Here is a 23,840-nt window from a genome sequence, read left to right on the forward strand (position 1 = left end):
CTTAAGAAATCTGGCTACCGCTATTTTCTCCTGATCGCTGCTGGGTTGTCAGGAGACATATCATAACAGCTTTCCAAAGAGATTCCTTCTTTAACTTCAGTTTTGAAATGCGCTGGTTTACAGATAACCTATCTCCAGATAACGGATGTCCGGATTGCTGCCTACAAACATCTTTAACAAGCTGAATCTCTGTTTGTTTGATTTTGATAAAAAATGCATAAATCTTTTAATAGAAGGTAGATTAGCTATTTGACTACTAAAATCAACTTGAGTAGCTCCTCGAAGCCGTTTCACCTTAACGACACCTCCCCTAAAACCCATTGAACGCTTTGAACCTCGGCACCAGGTCTCCGATCATATTCCTTGCAAACTCTTTTAAAATAAAAGACATTCCCAGCATCACAGCCAACGCAAACATTCCCGTCACCAGATGTTCCGATGTAATGTTTTCCTTCGTGTTCTTTTTTAATGTCACCCGCAGCAACATCCACACAATACCGGCAAACATCAATTGGGCGGTACATACTACCAGCATAAACTGAAAGAACTTCGCCCACATCAACGGCGCCCACCCCTTCCCCTGGGATACATAATTCCTGAATGACTCATAGATGCTGTCGACCGAGCTGCTACTGATCACCAGGCTGGAAAAGATAAACCCGGCGCAAATGATCACCGGACCATATTCCATTCCCTCTAATGGCCGTTTGATCATCCTCCACCAGTCAAGTATCAGGTAAGCCATCAACGACACAAAAACCGTTTGGAGTAAAACAAGAGATAGAGGAAAGAGCGTCTGAAGATTAAAAACAGATTCCATAATATTCATTATTGATTTACTAATGCTATATTCCAATAGTTAAGATTATTACATTGTTCTGGCAGTACTCCCGGCAGAAATCCTTTGTTGGTCGTTTCCCAGGGATAGTAATTTTTACCGTTGATCTGAATTACGGTTCCATCAATGGGCGATTGATCTTTGAAGTGAACCGCAATGGCAGCATGCCGGTAATGCTCACTCGTCATTAATGCCACATCAAAACCGAAATGCTTGAGCATAGAATATAGAAACAAGGCGCGGGTATCACAATCACCTTTTAGATCATTTAGAAATTCAAGGGGCGAACGAATACCAAACTTCGCATTGCCTACACAACAACCCTGTTGACAGCTCTTGAGAAAGTCCCTTACGAACGGATCACTGTATCCGGCGGTTTCACAATCATTGCTTGTTACAAGGAAATAAGGGATTGATTGGACTGCACTCACCATCATTTCTGAAAACTGTCGTTCATTCAATCCATTCACTTGCCTGATGGAATCAAATGCTGCATGTACTTCATGCAAGCCGTTATAGTCCTTTTGCTCGATACCTGTGAAAATTTCTCTCCACGCATTTTTTTCAGAACTGATCTGGAAGCTGGAATGAAATTGGGATGACGATTGAATATCGGTAACGCGGGCAGATAGTACCACTTGATAAGGCGTGCTGTCATAACTTACCCATTTCACCAGGTGGCTGATATATTCTTCGTTTTCACTCGCTACTGTTGAATCTGCAGACTCATCTACCTTCCACACATCTACCCTTCTGGGCATATCTTCCTCGCGGGTAGTTTGCCGTTGAACAATTGGCCGGGAATCCGCTGCGTAATTATTTCGAAATGCAGCAGCAATCGCAGCTGCAACTATGCCGACAAACAGCAGCGAAAACAATACGGTACTTCTTGCCAACAAACCCTGCCCAAACCGGATCAGCAACCATAATGCCCCTAATATCAGCAATGGTAACCCGAGCTGTGGGATAGCTGCAACAAAAAGCATCAGTAAGGGTATCCAAAGCCAGTTGACACAACCAGCCGGAGTGGCTGCACTTTTATAGTTCCAGGAACTCCACCTTCTTCCTGTTGAGCTGAATCGTTCGGTTGATGCAGGACGAGGCTCGTCAGTCCGTTGATAAGGCGTTGTTCGTTCAGGAGAATCCGTCACCCAATCACCCCAGTAAGTACTGCAGTCCGGTTTATAATACTCCGTCCTCTTCCAATACCAGCCATCCTCCAGTCTTGTTTCCCTCTTTCCCGTTTCGCCATAACACTCCGTAACACGCTCTGTTTTCTCTTCCTCGGTTACTTTAATTATATAAGCAAATACTTCCGCCTCCAGGGTGCCAAAACTTTGTGCATCGTGCTTTACAACATTGGTGAGCTTCGGGTTAAGAATGCGAATATCCTCGAGATTCAGCTTGTACCATTCCTCTTCAATCCCATCTATGCGGCAAAGTATCGGCTGACTAAGATTAGTATGAAGAGGAACAGACTTTTCGAAATTTGCGACATACTCAGCAGATGGTTCACGGAAAATTCCGTTCTGGCGGATCACTACTTCTGTGTTAGTCGGGAAGATCGCATAATTTTTCTCGGTCAAACTTTCCAATTGTCCGACAGAGTCAGCACAAAACTTTATAAAAATCTGCCCCCATATAAACAGTTTCTCTGTTTTTTGCACCGTAAATTTTCGTTCATATGTTCTCCTCCTTGACTCCTTGTGTTTTTGGGTTCCCGTATCAGCTGCTGGATCTTTAAGATCTTTAGTCTTTTCATATCCGTCATAGATCTTTCGTTTTTCAGGATTTGACAATACTTCGTACGCTTCATTGATCTCCTTGATCCTCTCTGCTGCCTCCGGAGAAGGATTTCTATCCGGATGATATTGCTTCACAAGCGAGCGGTATGCAGCGCGCATTTCTTCGGCAGAAGCAGTTCTGGGGATACCCAGTACGTCATAATATTGTTTTCGGAAATCCATGGCTAGTCAAAAAACCTGTTTAGAAATGCAGTTTGTTCAGCGACTACAGGCAGCCCTTTCTTTGTCGTGTTAAAGGGAGGGTCTGCAAAAACGGAATACACTTCGGCTCTGAGCCTCCATTTTTTCAAAAAAATTTGCTTGTACATCAAAACAAAATTTTCGTGCGCTTGAATAATCATCCGTTGTTCCCGCTCTTTCTTCATTTTGTAATACGCATCATTCCCGGAGATAGAATAGATCAGGTACGCAGGCAGAAGAAATAAGGCTGTCATGATCAGACAGATCACCCAAGATTGCCATGTGCTGGAGATCAGCTGCACCTGGTAAAGTAAATAGCTTGATCGATTGATTCTTTTCTGGGCGAGATCAATATAGGTGTTCTTTTTTCCCTGAAGTTCATTCAACTCTATTTGCAGAATGGCGATCTGTGCACTCATTCCTTCCGATTTAAAAAGCACTTGCTGCTGTTCAAACCGCTTTATGGCGTTTTGAAGATTCTTCTGGTCATTTGTAAAAAGCGTATCCAATTTCCTTTCATATCTTTTTAGCAGAACCCGCTTGTACTTTTCTACAGGTGGCTGCAGCGCCGGTTGATACAGCCATACTTCTATCGGTTTTGAAATAAGGAACGCCATAAATAACACAAACCCAAACCTGATCACATTCGATCCATTCCAGTTCCCGTTTCCCTTTGGTTTTACTGATTTTGAAAACGTGTTCAGTAGAAAAATGTAAATGCATCCAAATAATAAAGCAATGAACACAGAAAGAAATACTTCGAGATACCATACATGAAAAAGCAGATCGACTCCGTAAAAAATAGAAACAATGCTGATGATGGTGACGACCAAAAGGCAGACTGCTGCGAGGTAATGCTTCAGCAGTACTGAACCGCTGGATCGCATGAGCAGCGGATAATCTCCGCCGATAAGTTGAGTCAAAATACCCGGCCTGATCAACCAGCCAGGTTGTTTGTTGTCAGACATATCAGGCGGTTTCGGGTTGTTCTTTGATATAGCTATCGGGGTCCTGGTGTATGTCTTGTTTCTTCTTCTCTTTCCAGGATTCGACGGCCTGTTGACTCAATTCGCTTTGTGCTTCGAGTAACTGTATCTTCTCTTTCAGAAGTCTTAATACCTGGTGGTTGATCACCAGATCTTTTTCATATCCTTTTTTATCCTGGTAGTAGTTCGCTTTTACTTCAATACCATTTTCTGCTTTGATCAATTCTTTGATATTCTCTTCCATAAAGTCATACGGACTTTTGATCAGCATCAGCTTGAAAAAAATCGGAGTGAGTTCAATTACCATGAACAGCAGCGTGATAAAAAGCGAGATAGTTGTTCCGGAGATCTCGTGAGCTATCTTGATACGCTCAAGCAGGCCATCCAGACCGGCAGCCACTTTTTCACTGCTTGCGAGATCAGCTTCGCGTTTCTTTTCAATTTCTTTTTTCTCGGCCTTTATCCGCAAGTAGTCTGGGTGATTCTGAAGACCATCAATTTCTTTGGCAACTAATTCCATCTGCGCCTTGATCGCCAAAGCACGCGGACCAACGGTAATCAGGCGGGCTTCTTCAATATATTGCTTTTCCAGATCAGCATGCCGTAGGATCTTCGCACTAAGATCCTGCTCGATCTTCGCGATTTCTTTATCCTTACTTGCAAGTTCTGTCGCAAACAAAGAATCCGTCTTCGCTTTATATGCCTGCTGCTGCTCCATCTGCTTTTCATGCAGTTTAACATCAATCTCGGTTTTGAACATCCTGATCTCAACAGGTTTTGAAATAGTAAGCGCGATCACGGAACCCATAATAATACGGGGTAATGCGCCCACCAGTTCTTTCCCGGTAATATTTTCCGTTCCATCCCCTTTACCGGTACTTGTCACAATAAATCGGTCGATGTTAAAAATGATCAGCCCCCAGAACACACCGAATATACTGGCTTTAAAAAGTGTTGGTATATGAATGGCATCATAGGAGCCTGCAATATCCTTTGCCGTTTGAAATGAGTTCAGTGCATTCCCCCGGGGCTCAAAGATGGTATAGAACGCATACCCGCCTGCCAATGCGGCCATCAGTCCGGTAGCTATGATAATGCCTCCCAGGCAGAGATACTTTACTTTGTCTCCGTACGTGGTACGTTCAAGAATATAACGATCAGCTCCGGCGGCATTCCAGAAAAGCCGCATCAGTTTGGAGGATTTGCTTGGTTCGTAAAAATCGCGTTTCATTGATCAATGTTTAATTTGTCGGCGTCTATATAAAAAGTAGATATGGTTGGATTAATATTTAAGGATGCAAGTTTGTATATAGGCCTGCGGACATCAAATGCAGTCTTCGCCTGCAATGGTTTTACCATATGCAGGGAAATGGAAATGGCGAGATCCCGTTCAAGCATACTCAACATCACGGGCGTTGCGGGCACGGGCACCAGCTTAAGTTTAAGCTTTGTCTTCCGCCAGAATGATTTTATAGTGAGCGTGATCTCTTCACAATTTTCATCAAGCCGGAGTATATATGCACCTGAGGCCTGATGATAGGTTTTCTTGAGTGGCTTGAGTTGAAGTGAGTATGCATGTGGAAAGCTCCAACTCAACAAGAGTACGGGTTTTTGCTGCACCAGCAGCGGGATATAGTCAATCGAAACAGTAGCCGGTTTCCGAAAATGGATAATAGTGCGAAAGCTATACAGTACTGCTTTGAAAAAGGCAGCCCAGTAAGAGTCGGTTCGACGCTGTTTCATAAAAATCAGGTTGATGGTTAAAAGAAGCAGGGAGAGATGGGGCGTGGATGAGGATGGTAATGGTTCTTGAAAGAGCGCCATTCTCCCTGCGGTTTGTTTAAGAGAGCTCTTCTATGACGGCATCAGGCGCAACAGATTTGACCGTTTCGATACCTTGATCCCGGCTATCAGCGGTTGTATAAGATTCGCTGGTACCGATGATCTCCCCATTGCCGGCCTTCAGGTTGAAATAGTACTGACCAGCTTTATTGGTCTTCTTATCATACCGTGCATCATGCGGCGCGTTATTTTTCACTGATGCAATACCGTTCTCACAGGAATACTTGGCTTTGTAGCCTTCGCTCGAGAGAATGATCTTGCCGTTAGCGGCTTTGAGGCGGAAGTAGTACTCTGAATTTTTCTCACTACGATAGATCTCGAATTTAGCTTGACTCATATTTGAAGATTTGTTTTATGGTTTTTGATCCCAGACGATGCGAAATCCTGTATACGTATTAAACGCATTTATTTGCAGGGAATCTCTCGATGTTATCTGGAGAGTGGATATGCCGCTCCGGTGCCCTCCTCCTTTTATTATTTTCAAAGAATCGGCACTACCAGCGGGCGATGAAGTCCATTCTCCTACATTTCCACTCATATCAAAAAGACCGAATGCATTTGCGCTTTTTGTTGCAACCGGGCTTAGACGCTTTCTATTATAGACAGCGACCTTACTTGCATTATTTCCTCCCGCATATTTAGTTTGAAGATTCGCCTCGGCAGCATATTCCCATTCCCTTTCTGTAGGAAGTCTTCCGCCTCTTGCTTTGCAAAATGCCAGTGCATCCCACCAACTGACATTTACGACAGGATTGCTGCTTATCACAGGCCATGGCTGTGGCGGCATTGGCTTCTTTAAACTGTCACAATACCTCCGGTATTCGCACACCGTAACTTCAGTTTGGTTAATATAATAGGATGACTGGGCAGCGGAGCTATCTCGCATAAAACCTGCTATCAATACAGGCCTTAACTCACGAATAGGAAAGATTACTGATTTAAGAACAGGTAAATTGGAAATGATCAGGCCTGCGACGGCTAATAATACAAAGCATCCGACGATCACTCTTCGTCTGCGTTCAATAGCTTTTTGCTTCAATACCTTTTTGATCAGCACTCGAGCTATTCTTTCCGGATCATTTTTCCACTTGAAACTTACAATATCCTTACTTAATCCGTCTATGGGTGTGTCATCTAGCCTTACTTGTATAATTCTTCCAACATGCTTTTCGATATAAGCTAACATCAACATCTTCTCAACTCTTGCCCAAAATCCATTAATAAAATTCTTACTGGTGAAAATCAACACGAAGCGGCTTCTAGGATATACTTCTCTGGTGATTTTGAAGATATTTTGTCCAATACCTTCTTCCTCTTTTTCGGTGAATAAATAATATTTAAACCCTTTGATTTTCTTGAATTCTTCGGCGACCTTCTCAATCGCTACAATGTCTTCCTGTACAAAAGAAAATGCAATATCATACTTGAATCTTCTGAACATACCAATCAGATTTAAAGCGTTATATTCTTCCGTTCTTTATCAGGTTCCAATAATAGACACCCAATGAGGAAAGTTGGCAACATTTACTTTTGATAGTAGCATAGTATAGATATTCCTCATCCGGCACTTCAATTAAGCGCAAAACATGCATTCTCCTTAAAACTCTGAATATGGCCACGTGCTCAGGTATTGCGCCTGGCACACTATTTTGATAAGTAGGATCAAGTTGAAACAGGTAAGTTGGCTCTGGAAAGTATTCCGTGATTTTACGAAGCTCATTCAAAGGCATAGATGGATGTACCTTGCGTAAGCATACTGATTCGACAATATTCTCCTTAAAAACGGGGCGTTGTTGCCATGCGCCAAGTGCCCTATCGATATAGCTATAGATATGGCCCGGCCTGATCTCTCCCGGAATATCTGCAGCACCTCCCGCCAATGCGTCTGTCAACAATTTGGTAAAAATGCCATGCCCTTCTTTTTCCAGTGCCGTTTGATTATCCATACTTGCGGCAAAAATTGTAACTCCTTTTTCAAGGTATGAGGCAGTATTTGAGCCAAATGCAGGAGTTCCCATCGCACCGGCATGACAGCAATCAAGAATTATTATCTTGTGTCTTGCGCGGGAATGACTGGCTATTTTCAACAGATCATCCATAGAAACACCAACATCATGAAGTTTGAAATCCGGTGTAATGATATGACCGCCCATATGATCAACATATCCATGACCAGAAAAATAAAAGAGGCTAATTTCTCCATCATGGTCAAAAAGTCTGGAGATGTGCTTACGCAGTTCCGCTTTAGTTGGAATATTCAATTTATACTCAACATCGAAATTTCTGGATCCGTCTGCATGCTTTTCTAATAGGCTCCCAATCAGACGTGCGTCATTTATGCAGGCACGTAATCTCGCGTGTGGATATTCATCTATCCCGACGATCAAAGCTTTTCTCATTTTAGTAGTGGTTGGTGGTTGGTGGAAGAATGGATCAAAGATTCAACGGGCAATTGAGGTAAAAAACCTGTGCAGCAGGGGAAAATTCCCCTTTTTTAAAACATCACCGGATATTGCCTTTCCACCGCAGGGGATTTTTCCTGTATTTGACCTTGCGTGTTTTTTATAGTACTGCTCAGGTATAGTTTAGCAGCGTAAACCGGTTACAAGCCTTCTTTTTGTTTCACTAATCAAAAACATTTTATGTCAACACAAACAACCGTAAAACCACTGCCATACTTTTATGTTGGCGCAGACATCACTGATGAACGTATCAATCTTTTCAAAAATGGAAAATATGTTGCCCTCACGAGGGAACTTGGCAAACCTGATACGCGGTCGATCTGGTACTCAAAAGAACATTTCGAAAAACTTGTCGAGGAGATCGACCTGGCTGGTGGTGACGGCATTCGCGTTTACTTCGGTACTTATGAGCCAGGCCATGAATACGAAGGTCAGTTGTGCCTACTATTTCGCTCAACCCGTGAAGATGTCAGAAACAACAGGATCCACCACATCAATGTAATACTCGAAAATGAACCAGATTACTCGGCTCGTTCAGAACAGGAAAGAGAAATACTAACTTTCCCCGGTGATGATCCGACAGACCAGGACGTCCGCGATTTCAACCTCGGTCAGGCCTGTCCTCCAAGATGTAACGGAGGATGTGATGACCCAACCGACCCGGATTGCGAATAGAATTTGCGGATTAAAGGAGGAGTTTTATTAAATTCATCCAATGTTGTCAAAACTGAATATAACTTACCTGTATTTTATTCCTTTTTTGCTTAGCGCCATTTTTAGCCTGAAAAGCTTCTCGCTGAAATGGCCTAAGCATTTAAGAACTTTTTCCGTTTACCTTCTCTTGACCTTTACTATCGAAATGCTGGGCAATTTTTGGAAATGGGGCATGTTCAGGTGGTTTGAATCGTCTAAGGAGAATGTTTGGATTTTGAATATCGGAATGATTGTCGGGAGAGCAATTCTTTGTTATTACTTCTTTCAGCTACTCTTATCAACTCGCGTAAAAAAAGCAATTTCAAAGTTTTTGCTTTTCTACCTGACGTTCGGTATTATAAATTACCTTTTTATCCAAAAGCCAACTCTGGTCAATACATACAGCATTGTTATCGGCAGTGTAGCCGTGATACTATTCTGTATGTTCTATTTCAGAGAGATTTTAGTCGCAAAAGAGATCGTTACACTTTACACACTGCCCGAGTTTTGGATTGCGATAGGAACGCTTATTTATTCTTTGTTCTCACTGCCATTAATAACAGGCTTCGATTTTATAGCAAGAGCAGATAATGTTAAAGAATTTGTAGCCGCCTATTGGGAAGTCAATGATGTCTTCCTGATCTTCACCTATACCTTATACCTAATTGCTTATTTATGCCGACCTCATCCGAAATCACAATACAAACCATTATCATCTCCACATTAGTCCTACTGATTCTTGGATCTTCAATCATATACTTTCTCTTCCTTTATCAAAGGAAGAGATTTCGACATCGACAGGAGCTGTTTGAGATGAAGGAAGCTTTCGGCCAGACACTAATGCACTCCAAGCTGGCTATCCAGGAGCAAACCCTCGATCACATTGCCAAGGAATTGCACGCCAACGTCAGTCACCTTGTATCGTTGATTAATATCAACCTGCAGGAGATCCTTCCGCAAACACAAAGTAACACCCGGGAAAATGTACTGGAAACAAAGTCACTGGCTAAACAACTCATGGGGGAGATCAAAGCGTTGAGCGCAAGCCTAAACACAGACCACATCATGCACATTGGCTTAACACAGGCTCTTGACAACGAACTAAGCCGGCTGAGTAAAAAGTTTGAGGTAACGGTTACCAAAACCGGCGAAGAATACCGTCTCAAACCGGAAAACGAAATTATTCTATTCCGGCTTTGCCAGGAAGTACTCAATAATGTGATCAAGTACTCCGGCGCCGGAAAGATTCTTGTCAGCCTTTCATTTGCCCTAGACAACTTCACGCTTTCTATTACAGATAATGGTTCTGGCTTCAATGTAGAAGACGCCATGAACAATAGCGGAGAAAAACAAAGCACAGGACTTATCAACATGCGCAAACGGGCATCAGTGATCAATGCGAGCTTCACCATCAGTAGTGCTCCAGGTACGGGCACAACAGTTAATATCAATATCCCCAATCCTGAAAAGCTAAATAATATCGCTGCATGAAATCTGCAAATCAACTGAAAATCTCTCTGGTAGATGATCACAACCTTTTCCGTAAAGGCCTGATCAAATTGATAAATATGGGAAATGCCGACAATCAATACTCCATATTATTTGAAGCAGACAATGGCAGAGATCTCCAGGAGAAGATGAAGAACCCGCCATTTCCAGATATCATCCTGATGGACATCGATATGCCGGACATGAATGGCTTTGAAGCCGTGGAATGGTTGAAAAGGACACACGCAGAAATAAAAGTGATGGTGATATCGATGGTAGAAGATGAAAAGTCCGTACTGCGAATGCTCAGACTTGGTGTTAAAGGCTTTCTTAATAAAGATATCGAAGTAGAAGACATGCACAATGCATTAAAGACAATCTCAAATAACGGCATCTATTTCTCCGAGATTGCGACCAACGTAATGAATCTCGAGTTGAATGGACAAAGCAAAACAATTTCCGGCATTACACTATCGGAAAATGAACGCATATTTCTCAAACACACAGCTACCGATCTCACGTATCAGCAGATCGCCGATCAGATGAACTTAAGTGTAAAGACGATCGACGGATACAGAGAATCCCTTTTCAAAAAATGCAACGTAAAATCCCGGACTACACTTGCCGTCTGGGCAATCAAACAGGGTATCGTTCAGATCTGACACTAATACAGTAAAAAAAATTTATGAAGCAAAAAATACTCTTTTTGCTAATGGCCATCCTTTTGTCTGGCCAAACCATTTTGCATGCTGGCACATGCACTGGCTCTTCAAATTGCAGGGCATGCTCCAACTGCAGTCAATGCGGGCATTGTAGCAAACGAGGCGGCAGTTGCGGCGTTTGCGAAAACAGAAATGGAAATGTCTTTGGTTCTTCAAAAAAGAATCGCTCTTCGTTTTGGAATCCCGGTTGGACATGGGTAATTGTCGGAGTCCTGGGCCTATACATCCTTACAAACAATAATAAAAACAATAAATAGATCACCTAAATATCATATTGTAATTGTCCGATTATGAAACGCATACTTAAAATTGCAGCAGTCTTCTTGTTGCTAACATCCTGTCAGCCGAATTTTGAAGACCCCGAATTAAAAGATCAGGTAGAATTACTGGAGAACCGAATAGTAAAGTTGGAAGAACAACTGAAAATTATGGGGACGACGATCCGTGAGTCTTCTTATAGTAATGAACGCAAAACCGAGAGCACAGTGCCACAAACATCTTCTCACAATACCAACAAAGTCGACCCTTCGCGCGCAACACCATCAACCTCTTCCGACTACCCGGAACGCCGTAGCAGATCTTCACAAAGTAGTTCTTCTTCATCCTGGCGTTGCCAGGCGACTACTAGGAAGGGTACTCAATGCAAACGCACATCGAGGTCTGGGAACTATTGCTGGCAACATGGAGGATAATCGTATTTGTAAACCAAGCCCCCTTTTTCAGCAGGGGATTTTTCCTGTATTTCCATTCCAGTGCTTATTAAACCTTAATCAATATATAGCTTAGCAAAAGCATAAAATCTTATCAAATGGACTTCAAAGACGAAATCAAACTCTTCGCCGAACGCGTTGAAAAACTCAAAGACCAAATTCAAACCGAAGAAGCTACCAAAAACGCCTTCATCATGCCATTCATCAAACTGCTCGGCTACGATGTCTTCAACCCTTTCGAAGTAATGCCGGAATTCATCGCCGACATCGGCATCAAAAAAGGTGAAAAGGTCGACTACGCCATCATGAAAGACGGACAACCCACTATTCTCGTTGAATGCAAACATTGGGGAGAAAGTTTGGACCCACATAACTCACAACTCTTCCGGTATTTCCACACCACCTCCGCAAAATTCGGATTGCTGTCCAATGGCATTATCTATCGCCTCTATACAGATCTCGTGCAGCCGAACAAGATGGACGAAAAGCCATTCTTCGAATTCAATGTAACAGATATCAAAGACAACCAGGTGGAAGAGCTGAAGAAATTCCACAAGTCATATTTCGATGTCGACAGCATTCAGAATACAGCGAGCGATCTCAAATACATGAACGAATTAAAAGCGCTGATCAATGTAGAATTCCAGACACCGACGGATGGGTTGGTACGGCATTTCGCGAAACAGATCTACCCTGGTATGCTGACAACCCGTGTTGTGGAAACATTCAGCAATCTCACGAAAAGATCATTGCAGCAATATGTGAATGACCTTATTACAGAGCGACTACATTCTGCACTGAAAAAAGAAAGCGAAGAAACCGCTGTCGCCGTTCAGCAAGAGACTACAGCAGCGGCTGAAGATAACCGGATAGAAACGACGGCAGAAGAGTTGGAAGCATACCAAATCGTTAAAGCTATTCTACGACAGAAGATCAAACACAATCGGATCGTTCATCGTGATGCCCAATCGTACTTTGCTATCCTGCTGGATGATAATAACCGTAAACCTATTTGCAGATTGTATTTGAACGGATCGAAAAGGTATATCGGCATTTTTGATGAGCAGAAGAAGGAAACTAAGATAGAAATACTGACAGTGGATGATATATTCCTGCACGCCGAAGCGCTGGTAAAAACTGTTGAGACATATGATAAAGCCGCAAGTGAGTAACCAACACTTATCTTAAAGGGAACTATCGTTGTCTATAGAAATAATAAAGATCAAACTAAAAAATTTAACTATGAAGCAAATATTATTTGCCACTGTCATTATCCTGTTAATCGCCTGCTCCAAATCAGATAATTCAACAGCAACATCTTCGGCTGCTTCCACATCAACCCCATGTGGAACCTATAACGGCCATACACTTTATAAAGGGTCACAAAACGGTTGTTACTACAAAAAATCAAACGGAAATAAAGTATACGTTGACCGCTCCCATTGCCGATGCTAAACACAGACGACCAGCCACCCTCCACCATCCATCCAACAAACAACAGCCAGACGCCATGTCATCCCGGGCGTCTGACTTCCAGCCTATAACAATCCCAAACAACGCAGACCCGGGATATCCCACTTTCCAGTGATTGCCCCACCCCTCCCTTTCCCCTAATATTGCGAAACACTCTTACCTGTCCGCTTATGCAACCCATACTCAAACCCCTCCTCCTGTGCCTGTTTGCCCTGTTCACATCAAATACATTTTCCCAAAAAGAAACCTACGATCTGGTTTCCTACACCATTCCAAATAAATGGCAAAAACAACAACACGCCAACGGTGTACAACTATCAGCCGGTGATGAAAAAAAAGGAACTTATTCGTCCATTGTGATCCTGCATTCTTCACCAACGAACGCTGCGGCACAAGCTGATTTTACCAGCGACTGGGAAACACTCATTAAAAAAACTGTCACCGTCTCTTCCGCTCCTTCCATGCTCGATCCCGTAGAAAATGACGGCTGGAAAATACTGACTGGCACTGCGCCGTATACTGACGGTAACAGCAAAGGCGTGACCATGCTGCTAACAGCTTCGGGCTACAATAAAAAGATCAGCATTATACTGGTGTCCAATACCGATGCACATCAGCAGGCGGTTGAAAGCTTTTTTGCATCAGTAGATTTTATCAAGCCTGCTGTGCAAAAACAAGCTGCGCCAGATAAACCAATCACGTCCACTTTCAAAAACGGCTATAAATTCACAAACACGAATTTTGATAACGGCTGGACGGCTGCAGAACAGTCCGAAGGAGTAATGCTCACAAAAGGATCGATCAAAGCACTGCTGCATTACCCTGATGAAATAACTGAAAAATACTACCCCTATTCTGAAGATGCCGTGAAAACCTGCTGGGCGCATCTCGTAGCGGGCCGATATGCAACGGTGAACAACCTGAAGATCTATTCTCAATCCAGCGCGATATACAATCCTGCAAAAATGGCCGAAGCGGATGTCACCGATAAGGTGACCGGCAAATCATTGTATGTTGTATTATTCCAGCGTAACACCAGCTACTGGACGGAGTTGATCGCGCCCGACCGGAACACGTTCATCAAGCAGTTCAATGTTAAGGTCGCAGAACTCGAACCCATGGCTCCTAACAATATCTTCGATGTGTTCTCCTCATTGTCTGATCTGAATCGTTTCGCCATAGCCTCGTCTGACCTTACCGGAAAATGGACCAGCAGTTCTGCAAGCAATGTCGCTTATGCAAATGTGTATACCGGCGCGTATGCGGGTGGGACGATCGCCGGATCAAATCATGCATTTACTTTTGGTCCTGGTAGTCAATACAGCAGTACACATAACGGCGGATCCGGAACAACGGGGAATGTACAGACATATAAGCAGTCGTTCAAAGGAGTGGTTACTGTTACCGACTGGTCAGTTACACTGAGCAAACGTTCCGAAGGAAAAACCGAGAAGTTTGATGCGTGGTTTGTTGCATCTAAGCAGGGAAGGATCCTGATGCTGAAGAATGCGGCCACGTCATACGCGCTGATAAAAGCAGGGAAATAATTATTCCTCGGGTTCCACAGACGCTCCGGCGGGACTGGGTTAAGATTGAATCAGCGTAGGAGTATCGCAGAGGGCGCTAAGGAGACGCCAGGAGCGCTAAGTATCTCTCTGCGTTCTTTGCGTATCCTTTGCGCCCTCTGCGATACTCCAACGCCACTAAACCGTTGCAAGCCTCTCCCCCAATAATTCCCTCAAACAAGTTACTCCCCACCCTTTCAAAAATCTTATATTTAACGCATAGTCAATCGTGGTAAATATACGCTCCTCATGTTCCATGCACTGATCCGTTTCATCCAACAGCATCTTCGCCTTATCACGCTTTGCAGTTTCCTGTTTGGTATGCTGCCATTCCCTGGTGCCGGACAAACAAACACCGCTATCCTTCACGATACGCTTACCAACACTTACCTCCCGCTGCAAAACTACAAATGGCGCTTTCATCCCGGTGATGACACTGCATGGGCTTCGCCTAACGTCAGCGATGCCAATTGGAAGAATGCGTCCATCAAATTCGGCAAACACGATCTGCCGGAACAATGGACCGGCATCGGCTGGTTCCGGATCTGGCTGAAGAAAGAGGAAGCAGCACGCATCAATGCATGGGCACTTCAAATCAACCATGACGGTGCCTCTGAAATTTATCTTGACGGACAAAAGATCGCTGCCATCGGTAAAGTGGGCCCATCAAAACAAACCTATAAAGCCGCCCGTGATCCCTTCCTGGCCATTCCACTCGCCATCACTGATACAATGCCGCACCTGCTTGCGATCCGGTATTGTAATTACGATCATTACTTCAGCAACTTTGTCGGATTCCAGGGATGGATCAGTGAGGCAAACTTTATGCTGGCAAAACACCGGTCAGACCAGCGTTTCTATGATTACCTCCTGATGAGCGGTGCCGCCATGTCGATGCTGATCCTGCTGCATCTGTTGCTATATGCTTTCTACCCAAAACAAAAAGTAAATCTCTACTATAGCCTCTTTGTATTGGGCACGACAATCAGTTTATTTGCACGGTACGAAGCGATCGTTACGCGCGACCCCGGCATGCAGTTGCTGCTCTACAAGATCTTTAGCGCAAGTATTTCGCTGATGCCATTCTTCTTTGCGTTATTGCTTTATCATGTTAGTAGTGCGGTCCTGCCGCGGAAAAAACTCTGGTTTATTGGTATCATCTCGATGGTCTTTACCGTCATTTATTTCTTCGGCAACAATGTCGACCTGCTGACGATCAATTCCACCATTGGCACACTGAATAACCTGTTCACGGTATTAGTGATGGCTGATGGATTGATCGCCGTCAGCAAAGCCATCCGCCGTGGCGATCAACGGATCTGGCTAATCGGCTTTGGCATTCTGATCGTGGTGCTCGGCAGCGTGATCGTTGGCGCTAACACGTTCCGGTTATTCAATTTTTATCAATTGATGACAGGCATGGCAATTCTCTGCCTCGTAATGCCCGTGCTCTTCTCGATCTATATCGCGATGGATGTTGCCTCTACCAACCGCCAGCTCTCTGCACAGTTAAAGCAAAACGATCTGTTGGCTTCAGAAAACCTGTTGAAAGAACAGGAAAAGACACAGCTGATCACTCAGCAGGCGGAACAATTGGAAAAAACAGTGATGGAAAGAACGGCACAGGTGCGCGATCAGGCGGAACGATTAAGAGAAATGGATGCGGCCAAATCCCGCTTCTTTGTAAATCTCACGCATGAATTCAAAACACCACTTACCCTTATCATCAATCCCGCACGGGAACTGCTGAAGCAACCTGATACAGCCGCTGCAAAACAATACGCCAGTTTCATCCTGCAGAACAGCGAACGCCTCTTACAACTCATCAACCAATTGCTCGATCTCAGCCGCCTGGAAAACGGGCAGATGGATATTCACTACCAATCGATCGATCTTGTGAAATGGCTGCAATTACATGTCCAGCAGTTCAGCTCGCTCGCTGAACATCATCAGCTGCGTTTGAACTTATCCAATAATATACAGGAACTGCCTGTACGCGCCGACCTGGATAAATTGGAAAAGATCACGCAGAATATTATCTCGAACGCCATCAAGTTCAGTCAACCGGATAGTTCGATCGAGATCACACTCATTAAAACAAACGATGCATTCTTTACGATCACGGTGAGTGACCAGGGAACCGGGATCCCCGCAGATAAGTTGCCTTATATCTTCGACCGGTTTTACCAGGCCGATGCCTCGGACACCCGCACGAGGGAAGGCACGGGCATCGGGCTCGCACTGGTAAAAGAACTGACAGAACTGTTAGGCGGCTCCATCAGTGTCAGCAGTAAAGAGGCAGGCACAACCTTCAGCATACAGCTGCCGTATCATCCGGCAGACCTGGATCCATCAACAGAAAACCTTGCAGCAAGTCCCGCAGCCGTTCATTCATTGACCCGGCCGGCAATACTTCCTTCTTCCGGCAGCACCGAACATCCTGTACAGCACAACGAAACGATCCTGATCGTTGAAGACAATGAACAGTTGCGGGAATTCATGAACATCTCGCTGCGCGAAAACTACCAGATCCTGCTGGCCCAAAATGGCGAAGAGGGAATCATCATGGCTACGGAGCAGATCCCCACGCTTATTCTTACCGACCTGATGATGCCGCATAAGAACGGCTATGAGCTTTGCGAAGTGCTGAAGAAAGATGAACGGACAAGCCATATCCCGGTCATCATGCTCACCGCTAAAACGGACCAGGACAGCCGCATTCATGGCCTCGAGACCGGCGCAGACGCTTATTTGTCCAAACCTTTTGATAAACGCGAACTGATCGCCCAGATTACCAACCTGATCCAGCTCAGAAAACAGCTGCGCGAAAAATACAGCCGCAACAACAACTGGCTGACACATACCACCGATCTGCCTTCTATCGAACAGCACTTCCTCGAACGCATCCGCACCGCAATAAATGACCGGCTGGATGATCTCCAGTTCAATGCGGAAGAACTCGGCCGCGAAGTGGGGCTAAGCCGTACCCAGCTTTATCGCAAGCTGAAAGACCTGATCGATCAAAGCCCCGGCGACCTGATCCGCGGCATCCGGATGCAAAAGGCGCATGAGTTGCTGGAGAAAAATGCGGGCACGGTGTCGGAGATCTGTTACCTGGTGGGATATGGCAACCCGGCAAACTTCTCGACGAGCTTTACGAAGCATTTTGGGTATCCGCCGAGCGGGGTTCGGAAATGAGGGAGGGCGTATGAGCCACGCAGAGAACGCAAAGGAGCGCTAAGTACGCAGAGGATTTTCCGCGTGAATGACTGATTTCTTTGCGTTCGTGGCGGTCCTTTGCGTTCTCTGCGTTACTAATACGCCAATCGGCGTTAATCCTCCATATCTACCGCAGAATCAATCATTTTCAAACATATCCGCAACATTATCAAAAGCCTTTCCCCACCCCCGCCCCGACCTTCGTTTCAAAATTGATCATCATGAAACATCTCCTTATCGCATTCTCCGCTATCCTCCTTTTCGCCGCCTGTCAGAGTTCCGCGCAGAAAGAACCCACCCGCACCATCCTCGGTGAATGGGATTCCCACGAAACCTTCGACGGCAAACCCTGGCACTTCCTCGCCCGCTTTAAGTCCGACGGCACTTTCGACGGCATCGGCAACGGCAAGCTGATCGTCAGCGGTCAGTACCGCACCGCAGGCGACACCATCTTCTTCAAAGACGGCCTCTGCAACTTAAATTATGAGGCAGCCTACCGCCTTACTTACTTCAAAGACTCGATCCGGTTCAATATGATCACCGATACCTGCCAGGGCCGGATCCAGGGCAGTGATAAAGTAACGCTCGGCCGCGTGGCATCCAAATAACAAACCGGTCCGCATCGGGAACCAGCTACTCACCGGTAAACTACCGTTATGAAAAAAGCCATTCTTGTTCTGACGATTCTGGCGGGACTGGCAGCGCTACCACACTGGCGCTGCCAGCCGGCCAATGCGCTGCCCGATACCGCGATCGCGCTCGGCCGGCAACTATTCTTCGACAGCATACTGTCTTCCAACCGGCAGATCAGTTGCGCCAGTTGCCATAAGCCGGAATTTGCGTTTGCAGACACAAGCGCTGTGAGCCTCGGCGTGTTCGATCGCAAAGGCACCCGCAATACCCCCTCAGCGATGAACCTGACCAATGCCGTCAGCTTTTTCTGGGATGGCCGCGCGAAAACATTGGAGGAGCAGGCGCTGATACCCATTAACAATCCGGATGAAATGAATCTTCCGGTCGACAGTGCTGTTCATCGGCTACGATCAAATGAGTTTTATACAAAAGCTTTTCAACTGGTATATCAGCAACAACCCTCTGCCCAAACCCTGGCCAAAGCACTCGCCGCTTTTCAAAGCTCACTGGAAACAAATGATACCCCTTTCGATGAATGGAAAACAAATGGCAATGAAGCCGCCGTCAGCGAATCGGTCAAACGTGGCTTTGCCTTATTCAATGGCAGCGCGAATTGCGTGCGCTGTCATTTCGGCCCTGATTTCAGCAATACGGAATTCCGCAATATTGGTCTGTTCAATGGAGCGGCGTTGAACGATAGCGGACGCGCGGCAATTTCAAAAGAACCTCAAGAGTCAGGAAAATTCAAGATCGGTCCGTTGAGGAATATTGCGTTGACCGCGCCTTATATGCATAACGGGATGTTCAGGACATTGCGGGAAGTGATCGATTATTATGACAACCCGGATCGGTTCGTGCCGGATGCCGTGAACAGGGATAGCCTGGTATCGAAACCATTGAATTTGACGGAGCAGGATAAGAGGGACCTGGAGGAATTTTTACGGTCGTTGACGAGTAAGCAACTTACAGCGAAGAAGTAAATCTCTGCCACGAAGGAATTATCATAGCCTGGATCTTACAGGAAGACATAATTGCCCGCAGATTACGCTGAATGTAGTTTTGCTGTTGTTGATCGGTAATCTATCTGTTTATCTCTGTAATTGGGATGCGGGATTACGCAGACAGCATGCTGTTATGCATTCTGATCTGCGTAATCCGCACGCCCAATAAGGACTTAGTTTATATCCAATCAGGCAGTTCTTATCGATGGGCAATTCTGGACATGCGTAAACGCGGCCCTGTTGCTTTTTGAATGCCTGCATTGTGATTAAGGGATCAGGACCCTGTCGATCACATGCACCACGCCATTAGTTGCCATTACATTCGTGGCAATGATATTTGCTTTCGCGCCTGCATTACCATTCCCGGTGATCGTAGGTCCACCATTTGTTCCATTGGTCAGGTTTACTGTAGAAGAACCACCAGCGAACATCGTGACTGATCCATTTGCGAGGGCGGAAGAGAACACACGACCTGTTACCAGGTGATAAGCCAGTACGGCTTGCAATGTCAGGATCGGGATCTGGTTGATATTGTTAAGCGATAAAGCTGTCAACAGATCGCGGAAGGCTTTATTCGTTGGCGCAAATACAGTCAGTGTATTTGAGTTGATCAGTGTGATCAGGCCGGGCGCAGCTGCATCCGCACGCACAACAGCTTTCACGAGCGAATCAAGCCCATTATCACCACCCGCTGTAGCTTGTGCAGTAGCAACGATGTTGCCGCTTGGTGGCATCAGCACTTTTTCCATAATATGAATGACCCCGTTGTCGGCATCTACGTCTGCCGTTACTACTTTCACACCATTCACAAATACACCAGCTGCATTTTTGGTAACAAAGATGGAGTCTGCAGGAGAATTAGCTGTTGTCACCTTCGCATTCGGACCAGCGGGCACATTCGCCGCCATTACTTCGGAAGTAAGGGTATGATACAGCAATAATTTTTTCAGGGCATCGGCAGACATACCATCGATGGACGCAGACGTCACACCAGATGCAGCGAAGGCCGCATCATTCGGGGCAAACACAGTGAAGGGGCCTGTTCCGGACAAAGTTCCATCAAGGCCTGCTTTGATCACCGCTTTTTCAAGTAAAGAGAAATTCGCATCGGCAACCACCTTACCGGTGATCGTGTTGGATGCAGGAGGAGTATCATCGTCATCTTTATCACAAGACACAACGGTTACCATTAAACCGGCCATGCATAAATAAAGGAACGACTTTCTGATGTTGATGATAGGTAACATAAAATTGATTTGTTTAACTGTTAAGACTAACTATCAAACAAATTTTCATCCTGATTTCATGTTGTTGCCAAAAGCACCCGATCCCCTTTGAAAAGAAGTTCAACGATCTTGTTTTACCTGTATCATCGCTTTAATCAACCGGTCAAAGATGAAGCCCTGCCTGAAACCTGATCTTGCTTAACGTTTTGCACAGGTAAGAAGAATAAGTCTCCACAAAACAGGGTTTGGATGATGTTAACTGCGAAGGATTGATCATACTATCGTTCATGGGTCATGGCGTGGTTGAATATGTTCACCGATCTTGTCTAATCTTTATAGTGTTGGATGAATACCGGCTTAAACAGTAATGTGGACAAGATCTTTCGCTTTTCGCCGTTCATTTTCTCTACCTGACCCGACTTGCGTGTTTTTAGCTATAGTTGGTGACTAACAGGGCTTAACACATGTAGATATCCTTGATCAAATGACTGATACTGCGGGAAAAGATGCCACACTGGGTTGGTCAACTGATCAAAAATCTTACCCGCCTCGGGGTTGTTTAATTCACTTGCTTTAATCAAAAAGGTAGGAGGGGGCCGTCAATCCGGCGGTATTTCCCGATCGGTGCAAGACCATCCTCTTGCCATGTTTTGGAACAACTTCGCGTCTCCCGGATTCATTAACCAACCAACGGCAATTCGATCCTCAACTCAAACCCTTCTCCCGGGCCCGTCCTGATCTCTGCGGTTCCATTGAACAGCGCCGTCCGGTGCCGGATATTTTTCAACCCGATCCCTTTTGCTGTCTGCCCCGTGTTCATTCCTTTTCCATTATCGGCGATACTCATCCGGAAGAACCCTTCTTTACTACAAAGTTTTATCGTTACGGTCGTGGCATCTGCATATTTTAAAATATTCGTGCACTGCTCCTGCGCAATGCGATACATATTGAACTTGCGATCGCTGTCCAGCAGTGTTTCATCCAGATCCCTCTTCTCTATGATCACATGAATGCCAGCTGCCCGAAGCATATTTTCAAAAAGCATTTGCAATTGATCTGTCAGGCGCTCGGTCTCGAGATCCGGCGCGACAAACTCATGAGCGATCTTGCGGTTTTCGCGGATCGCCTGCTGGATATTATTGATCGATTGCGTAAGCAGGTCGCTGAGATCAGTTGGACGGCCTTTTGCATGCGACAGCAACAGGTTCGTGCCTACCAGGATCTGGTTTACATTATCATGCAATTCAATACCGATCGCCGTACGTTCTTTTTCCTGCGCCTTTAACATCGCACGGCCGATCCGATTCTGCTCATTCATCTTACCGTCGAGCCTTTCCTGTTCCAACCTTTTGATCTCCGAGATATCAATATGCATGACTACTGCACCGCGGTAAAGCTGTTCCGACAGCGGCGTTACGATCATCCTGAACCACCGCTTCTCCTGCAGCGAATCGCAGGCATACTCCGTTACAAATTCCTGCAGCGAGCCGTTCAGCACGCCGGCAATGCCACGGGCGATTGAGCCCGCTTCACTCTCCGGATCGGTCATGCCCGCCTGTTCACTTACCGATAAATAGTTTTCTCCGATCCCATAATTCATTCCCTTGAATCCATTCTGCTGCGCAAACTTCTTCCAGCATTCATTCACATCGATGATCAGTCCGTTCTCATCCAGCAAAGCAATATTCGCTGGAAGCGTATTAAGAATTGCAGAAACACGACCGGCCAGTGCACGATTCTCCTCCGCGCTTTGCTGCAGTTGCAACTCCGCCCTTTTGCTCACCGTCACATCACGCGCGGTAATGCAGATGCCTGTAACGGTATTGTCCTGGATCACCGGGTTGAAAAAGAAATGCATCCATCCATCTTCGCGCGATGGAGCCGGAACAGGCCGGTCATACTCCACAAACTCACCTTGCTTTACACGGTGTAATACAGCGGCGAAAGAATCACGGCGCGACTCTTCCGTCAGCTCCAGGATAGACTGACCCACCTCCATTTCTTTTTGAATATAGAGCCGTAGTAGTTCGCCGGCGCGACTGTTGAATTTTTTAACGCGCAGATCCGCATCCAGCAATACAAACCCTTCCGACGTGTTCTCAAAGATCGTTTTCAGGTTCTCCTGGCTTTGCTGCAGCAGCTGCACATATGCTTCTTTTTCACGCTGCGCCTTCCGCTTAAGCATGGCCGCTTCCATTGCCGCAGGCAATCTCGCCATCCGGTCTTTCAGGATATAATCATCGGCTCCGCTCTTGATCACCTCTGCCGCAAATTCTTCGGACACTGTACCCGTTACCAATATGAATGGAATATGCGGCGCATGTTCCTTTACCAGTTCCAGCGCTTCTGCCGCACTGAAACGCGGAAGCGAATTATCCGAAATAAAAATATCCGGTTGAAACAGTTCAATTTGTTTTATCAGCTCCGAAGCATTTGCGACCACGATCGAGTCTACTGGCCCGAATGCTTTTTTGAGTAACCGCTGAATGAGTTCCGCATCGGCCGGATTATCTTCAATGATGAGCGTTCTTAAATTCATAGGAGAAATATTCAGGGGGCCTGATTTAATAATAACCAATACATACCAACCTGGTGGATCGCTTCCGTGAACCGTTCGAAATTCACCGGCTTCACGATATAACTGTTTGCACCCAGCTGGTAACAACGCTGAATGTCCGGATCTTCCTTGGAGGAAGTAAGGATCACCACCGGCATCTTCTTTGTCCGTTCATCAGCTTTGATGTGTTGCAATACTTCAATGCCATTCACTTTGGGCATCTGGATGTCCAGCAAGACAAGCTTCGGCGCAAAAGACACATTTCGTGTATCGGCATACCGGCCCGTTCCGAAGATGAATTCCAGTGCTTCCTCTCCATTTTTAACATGGATCAGGTGATTCGCCAGGTGATGCTTTTTCAGTTCACGGATGGTAAGTTCCGCATCCGTCAGGTTGTCTTCCACCAGTAATACTTCCACTGAATTAAGGTTCATAACAGT

The 23,840-nt window shown here is 45.4% G+C and carries 21 protein-coding genes; 10 read left to right on the top strand and 11 right to left on the bottom strand.

Annotated elements, in window-relative coordinates; translation table 11 throughout:
- Positions 1 to 310: 310 nt before the first annotated feature.
- The 8 genes from LZZ85_RS00540 to LZZ85_RS00575 all read right to left on the bottom strand — a co-directional run bounded on the left by LZZ85_RS00540 (position 311) and on the right by LZZ85_RS00575 (position 8,050).
- Positions 311 to 820: a hypothetical protein gene (locus LZZ85_RS00540; RefSeq protein WP_237867967.1), complete on the bottom strand. Its 510-nt coding sequence runs from the start codon at positions 818 to 820 to the stop codon at positions 311 to 313.
- Between the two features lie 8 nt (positions 821 to 828).
- The gene (locus LZZ85_RS28570) at positions 829 to 2,805 is read right to left on the bottom strand and encodes a J domain-containing protein (protein WP_284698413.1); all 1,977 of its coding nucleotides are present in this window, start codon (positions 2,803 to 2,805) and stop codon (positions 829 to 831) included.
- Between the two features lie 2 nt (positions 2,806 to 2,807).
- Positions 2,808 to 3,791 carry a DUF4407 domain-containing protein gene (locus LZZ85_RS00550; protein ID WP_237867968.1) on the bottom strand — a complete coding sequence of 328 codons (984 nt, stop codon included), beginning with the start codon at positions 3,789 to 3,791 and terminating at the stop codon, positions 2,808 to 2,810.
- A 1-nt stretch (position 3,792) separates the two neighbouring features.
- A complete protein-coding gene (locus LZZ85_RS00555) occupies positions 3,793 to 5,040 on the bottom strand; it encodes a DUF4407 domain-containing protein (protein ID WP_237867969.1) in 1,248 nt (415 codons plus the stop codon).
- Positions 5,037 to 5,552 carry a hypothetical protein gene (locus tag LZZ85_RS00560; RefSeq protein ID WP_237867970.1) on the bottom strand — a complete coding sequence of 172 codons (516 nt, stop codon included), beginning with the start codon at positions 5,550 to 5,552 and terminating at the stop codon, positions 5,037 to 5,039. The genes LZZ85_RS00555 and LZZ85_RS00560 overlap by 4 nt, the downstream gene beginning before the upstream one ends.
- 97 nt (positions 5,553 to 5,649) lie before the next feature.
- Complete coding sequence (locus LZZ85_RS00565; protein WP_237867971.1) at positions 5,650 to 5,988, bottom strand: YegP family protein; 339 nt, start codon at positions 5,986 to 5,988, stop codon at positions 5,650 to 5,652.
- A 15-nt stretch (positions 5,989 to 6,003) separates the two neighbouring features.
- Positions 6,004 to 7,092 carry an SUMF1/EgtB/PvdO family nonheme iron enzyme gene (locus LZZ85_RS00570; protein WP_237867972.1) on the bottom strand — a complete coding sequence of 363 codons (1,089 nt, stop codon included), beginning with the start codon at positions 7,090 to 7,092 and terminating at the stop codon, positions 6,004 to 6,006.
- 19 nt (positions 7,093 to 7,111) lie between these two features.
- Positions 7,112 to 8,050: a caspase family protein gene (locus LZZ85_RS00575; protein WP_237867973.1), complete on the bottom strand. Its 939-nt coding sequence runs from the start codon at positions 8,048 to 8,050 to the stop codon at positions 7,112 to 7,114.
- Between the two features lie 243 nt (positions 8,051 to 8,293).
- On the opposite strand from LZZ85_RS00575, the gene LZZ85_RS00580 reads away from it, so the two are divergent.
- The 10 genes from LZZ85_RS00580 (at position 8,294) to LZZ85_RS00625 (ending at position 19,596) form a co-directional block, all read left to right on the top strand.
- Positions 8,294 to 8,788: a hypothetical protein gene (locus tag LZZ85_RS00580; RefSeq protein ID WP_237867974.1), complete on the top strand. Its 495-nt coding sequence runs from the start codon at positions 8,294 to 8,296 to the stop codon at positions 8,786 to 8,788.
- A 40-nt stretch (positions 8,789 to 8,828) separates the two neighbouring features.
- Positions 8,829 to 9,533 (top strand): hypothetical protein, encoded by a 705-nt coding sequence (locus LZZ85_RS00585; protein WP_237867975.1) that lies wholly within the window; start codon positions 8,829 to 8,831, stop codon positions 9,531 to 9,533.
- A gap of 86 nt (positions 9,534 to 9,619) precedes the next feature.
- Complete coding sequence (locus LZZ85_RS00590; protein WP_237867976.1) at positions 9,620 to 10,297, top strand: sensor histidine kinase; 678 nt, start codon at positions 9,620 to 9,622, stop codon at positions 10,295 to 10,297.
- Entirely contained in the window at positions 10,294 to 10,956 is a 663-nt protein-coding gene (locus LZZ85_RS00595) for a response regulator (protein ID WP_237867977.1), read from the top strand. The genes LZZ85_RS00590 and LZZ85_RS00595 overlap by 4 nt, the downstream gene beginning before the upstream one ends.
- 84 nt (positions 10,957 to 11,040) lie before the next feature.
- Positions 11,041 to 11,217 (top strand): hypothetical protein, encoded by a 177-nt coding sequence (locus tag LZZ85_RS00600; protein WP_237867978.1) that lies wholly within the window; start codon positions 11,041 to 11,043, stop codon positions 11,215 to 11,217.
- A 607-nt stretch (positions 11,218 to 11,824) separates the two neighbouring features.
- A complete protein-coding gene (locus LZZ85_RS00605) occupies positions 11,825 to 12,898 on the top strand; it encodes a type I restriction endonuclease (RefSeq protein WP_237867979.1) in 1,074 nt (357 codons plus the stop codon).
- Positions 12,899 to 13,369: 471 nt separating this feature from the next.
- Positions 13,370 to 14,746 carry a hypothetical protein gene (locus LZZ85_RS00610; protein ID WP_237867980.1) on the top strand — a complete coding sequence of 459 codons (1,377 nt, stop codon included), beginning with the start codon at positions 13,370 to 13,372 and terminating at the stop codon, positions 14,744 to 14,746.
- 267 nt (positions 14,747 to 15,013) lie between these two features.
- Positions 15,014 to 17,962 (top strand): ATP-binding protein, encoded by a 2,949-nt coding sequence (locus tag LZZ85_RS00615; protein ID WP_237867981.1) that lies wholly within the window; start codon positions 15,014 to 15,016, stop codon positions 17,960 to 17,962.
- Between the two features lie 242 nt (positions 17,963 to 18,204).
- A complete protein-coding gene (locus tag LZZ85_RS00620) occupies positions 18,205 to 18,591 on the top strand; it encodes a hypothetical protein (protein WP_237867982.1) in 387 nt (128 codons plus the stop codon).
- A gap of 48 nt (positions 18,592 to 18,639) precedes the next feature.
- Entirely contained in the window at positions 18,640 to 19,596 is a 957-nt protein-coding gene (locus LZZ85_RS00625; protein ID WP_237867983.1) for a cytochrome-c peroxidase, read from the top strand.
- Between the two features lie 287 nt (positions 19,597 to 19,883).
- Here the strand turns inward: LZZ85_RS00625 and LZZ85_RS00630 are convergent, their stop codons facing one another.
- From LZZ85_RS00630 to LZZ85_RS00640, 3 genes are all read right to left on the bottom strand, one after another.
- Complete coding sequence (locus LZZ85_RS00630) at positions 19,884 to 20,864, bottom strand: fasciclin domain-containing protein (protein WP_237867984.1); 981 nt, start codon at positions 20,862 to 20,864, stop codon at positions 19,884 to 19,886.
- Positions 20,865 to 21,522: 658 nt separating this feature from the next.
- Positions 21,523 to 23,382: a PAS domain S-box protein gene (locus tag LZZ85_RS00635; RefSeq protein ID WP_237867985.1), complete on the bottom strand. Its 1,860-nt coding sequence runs from the start codon at positions 23,380 to 23,382 to the stop codon at positions 21,523 to 21,525.
- A gap of 11 nt (positions 23,383 to 23,393) precedes the next feature.
- Positions 23,394 to 23,834 carry a response regulator gene (locus LZZ85_RS00640; protein ID WP_237867986.1) on the bottom strand — a complete coding sequence of 147 codons (441 nt, stop codon included), beginning with the start codon at positions 23,832 to 23,834 and terminating at the stop codon, positions 23,394 to 23,396.
- Between the last annotated feature and the right edge of the window lie 6 nt (positions 23,835 to 23,840).

It is taken from the genome of Terrimonas ginsenosidimutans, from assembly GCF_022012415.1.
Classification (GTDB): Bacteria; Bacteroidota; Bacteroidia; order Chitinophagales; family Chitinophagaceae; genus Terrimonas_A; species Terrimonas_A ginsenosidimutans.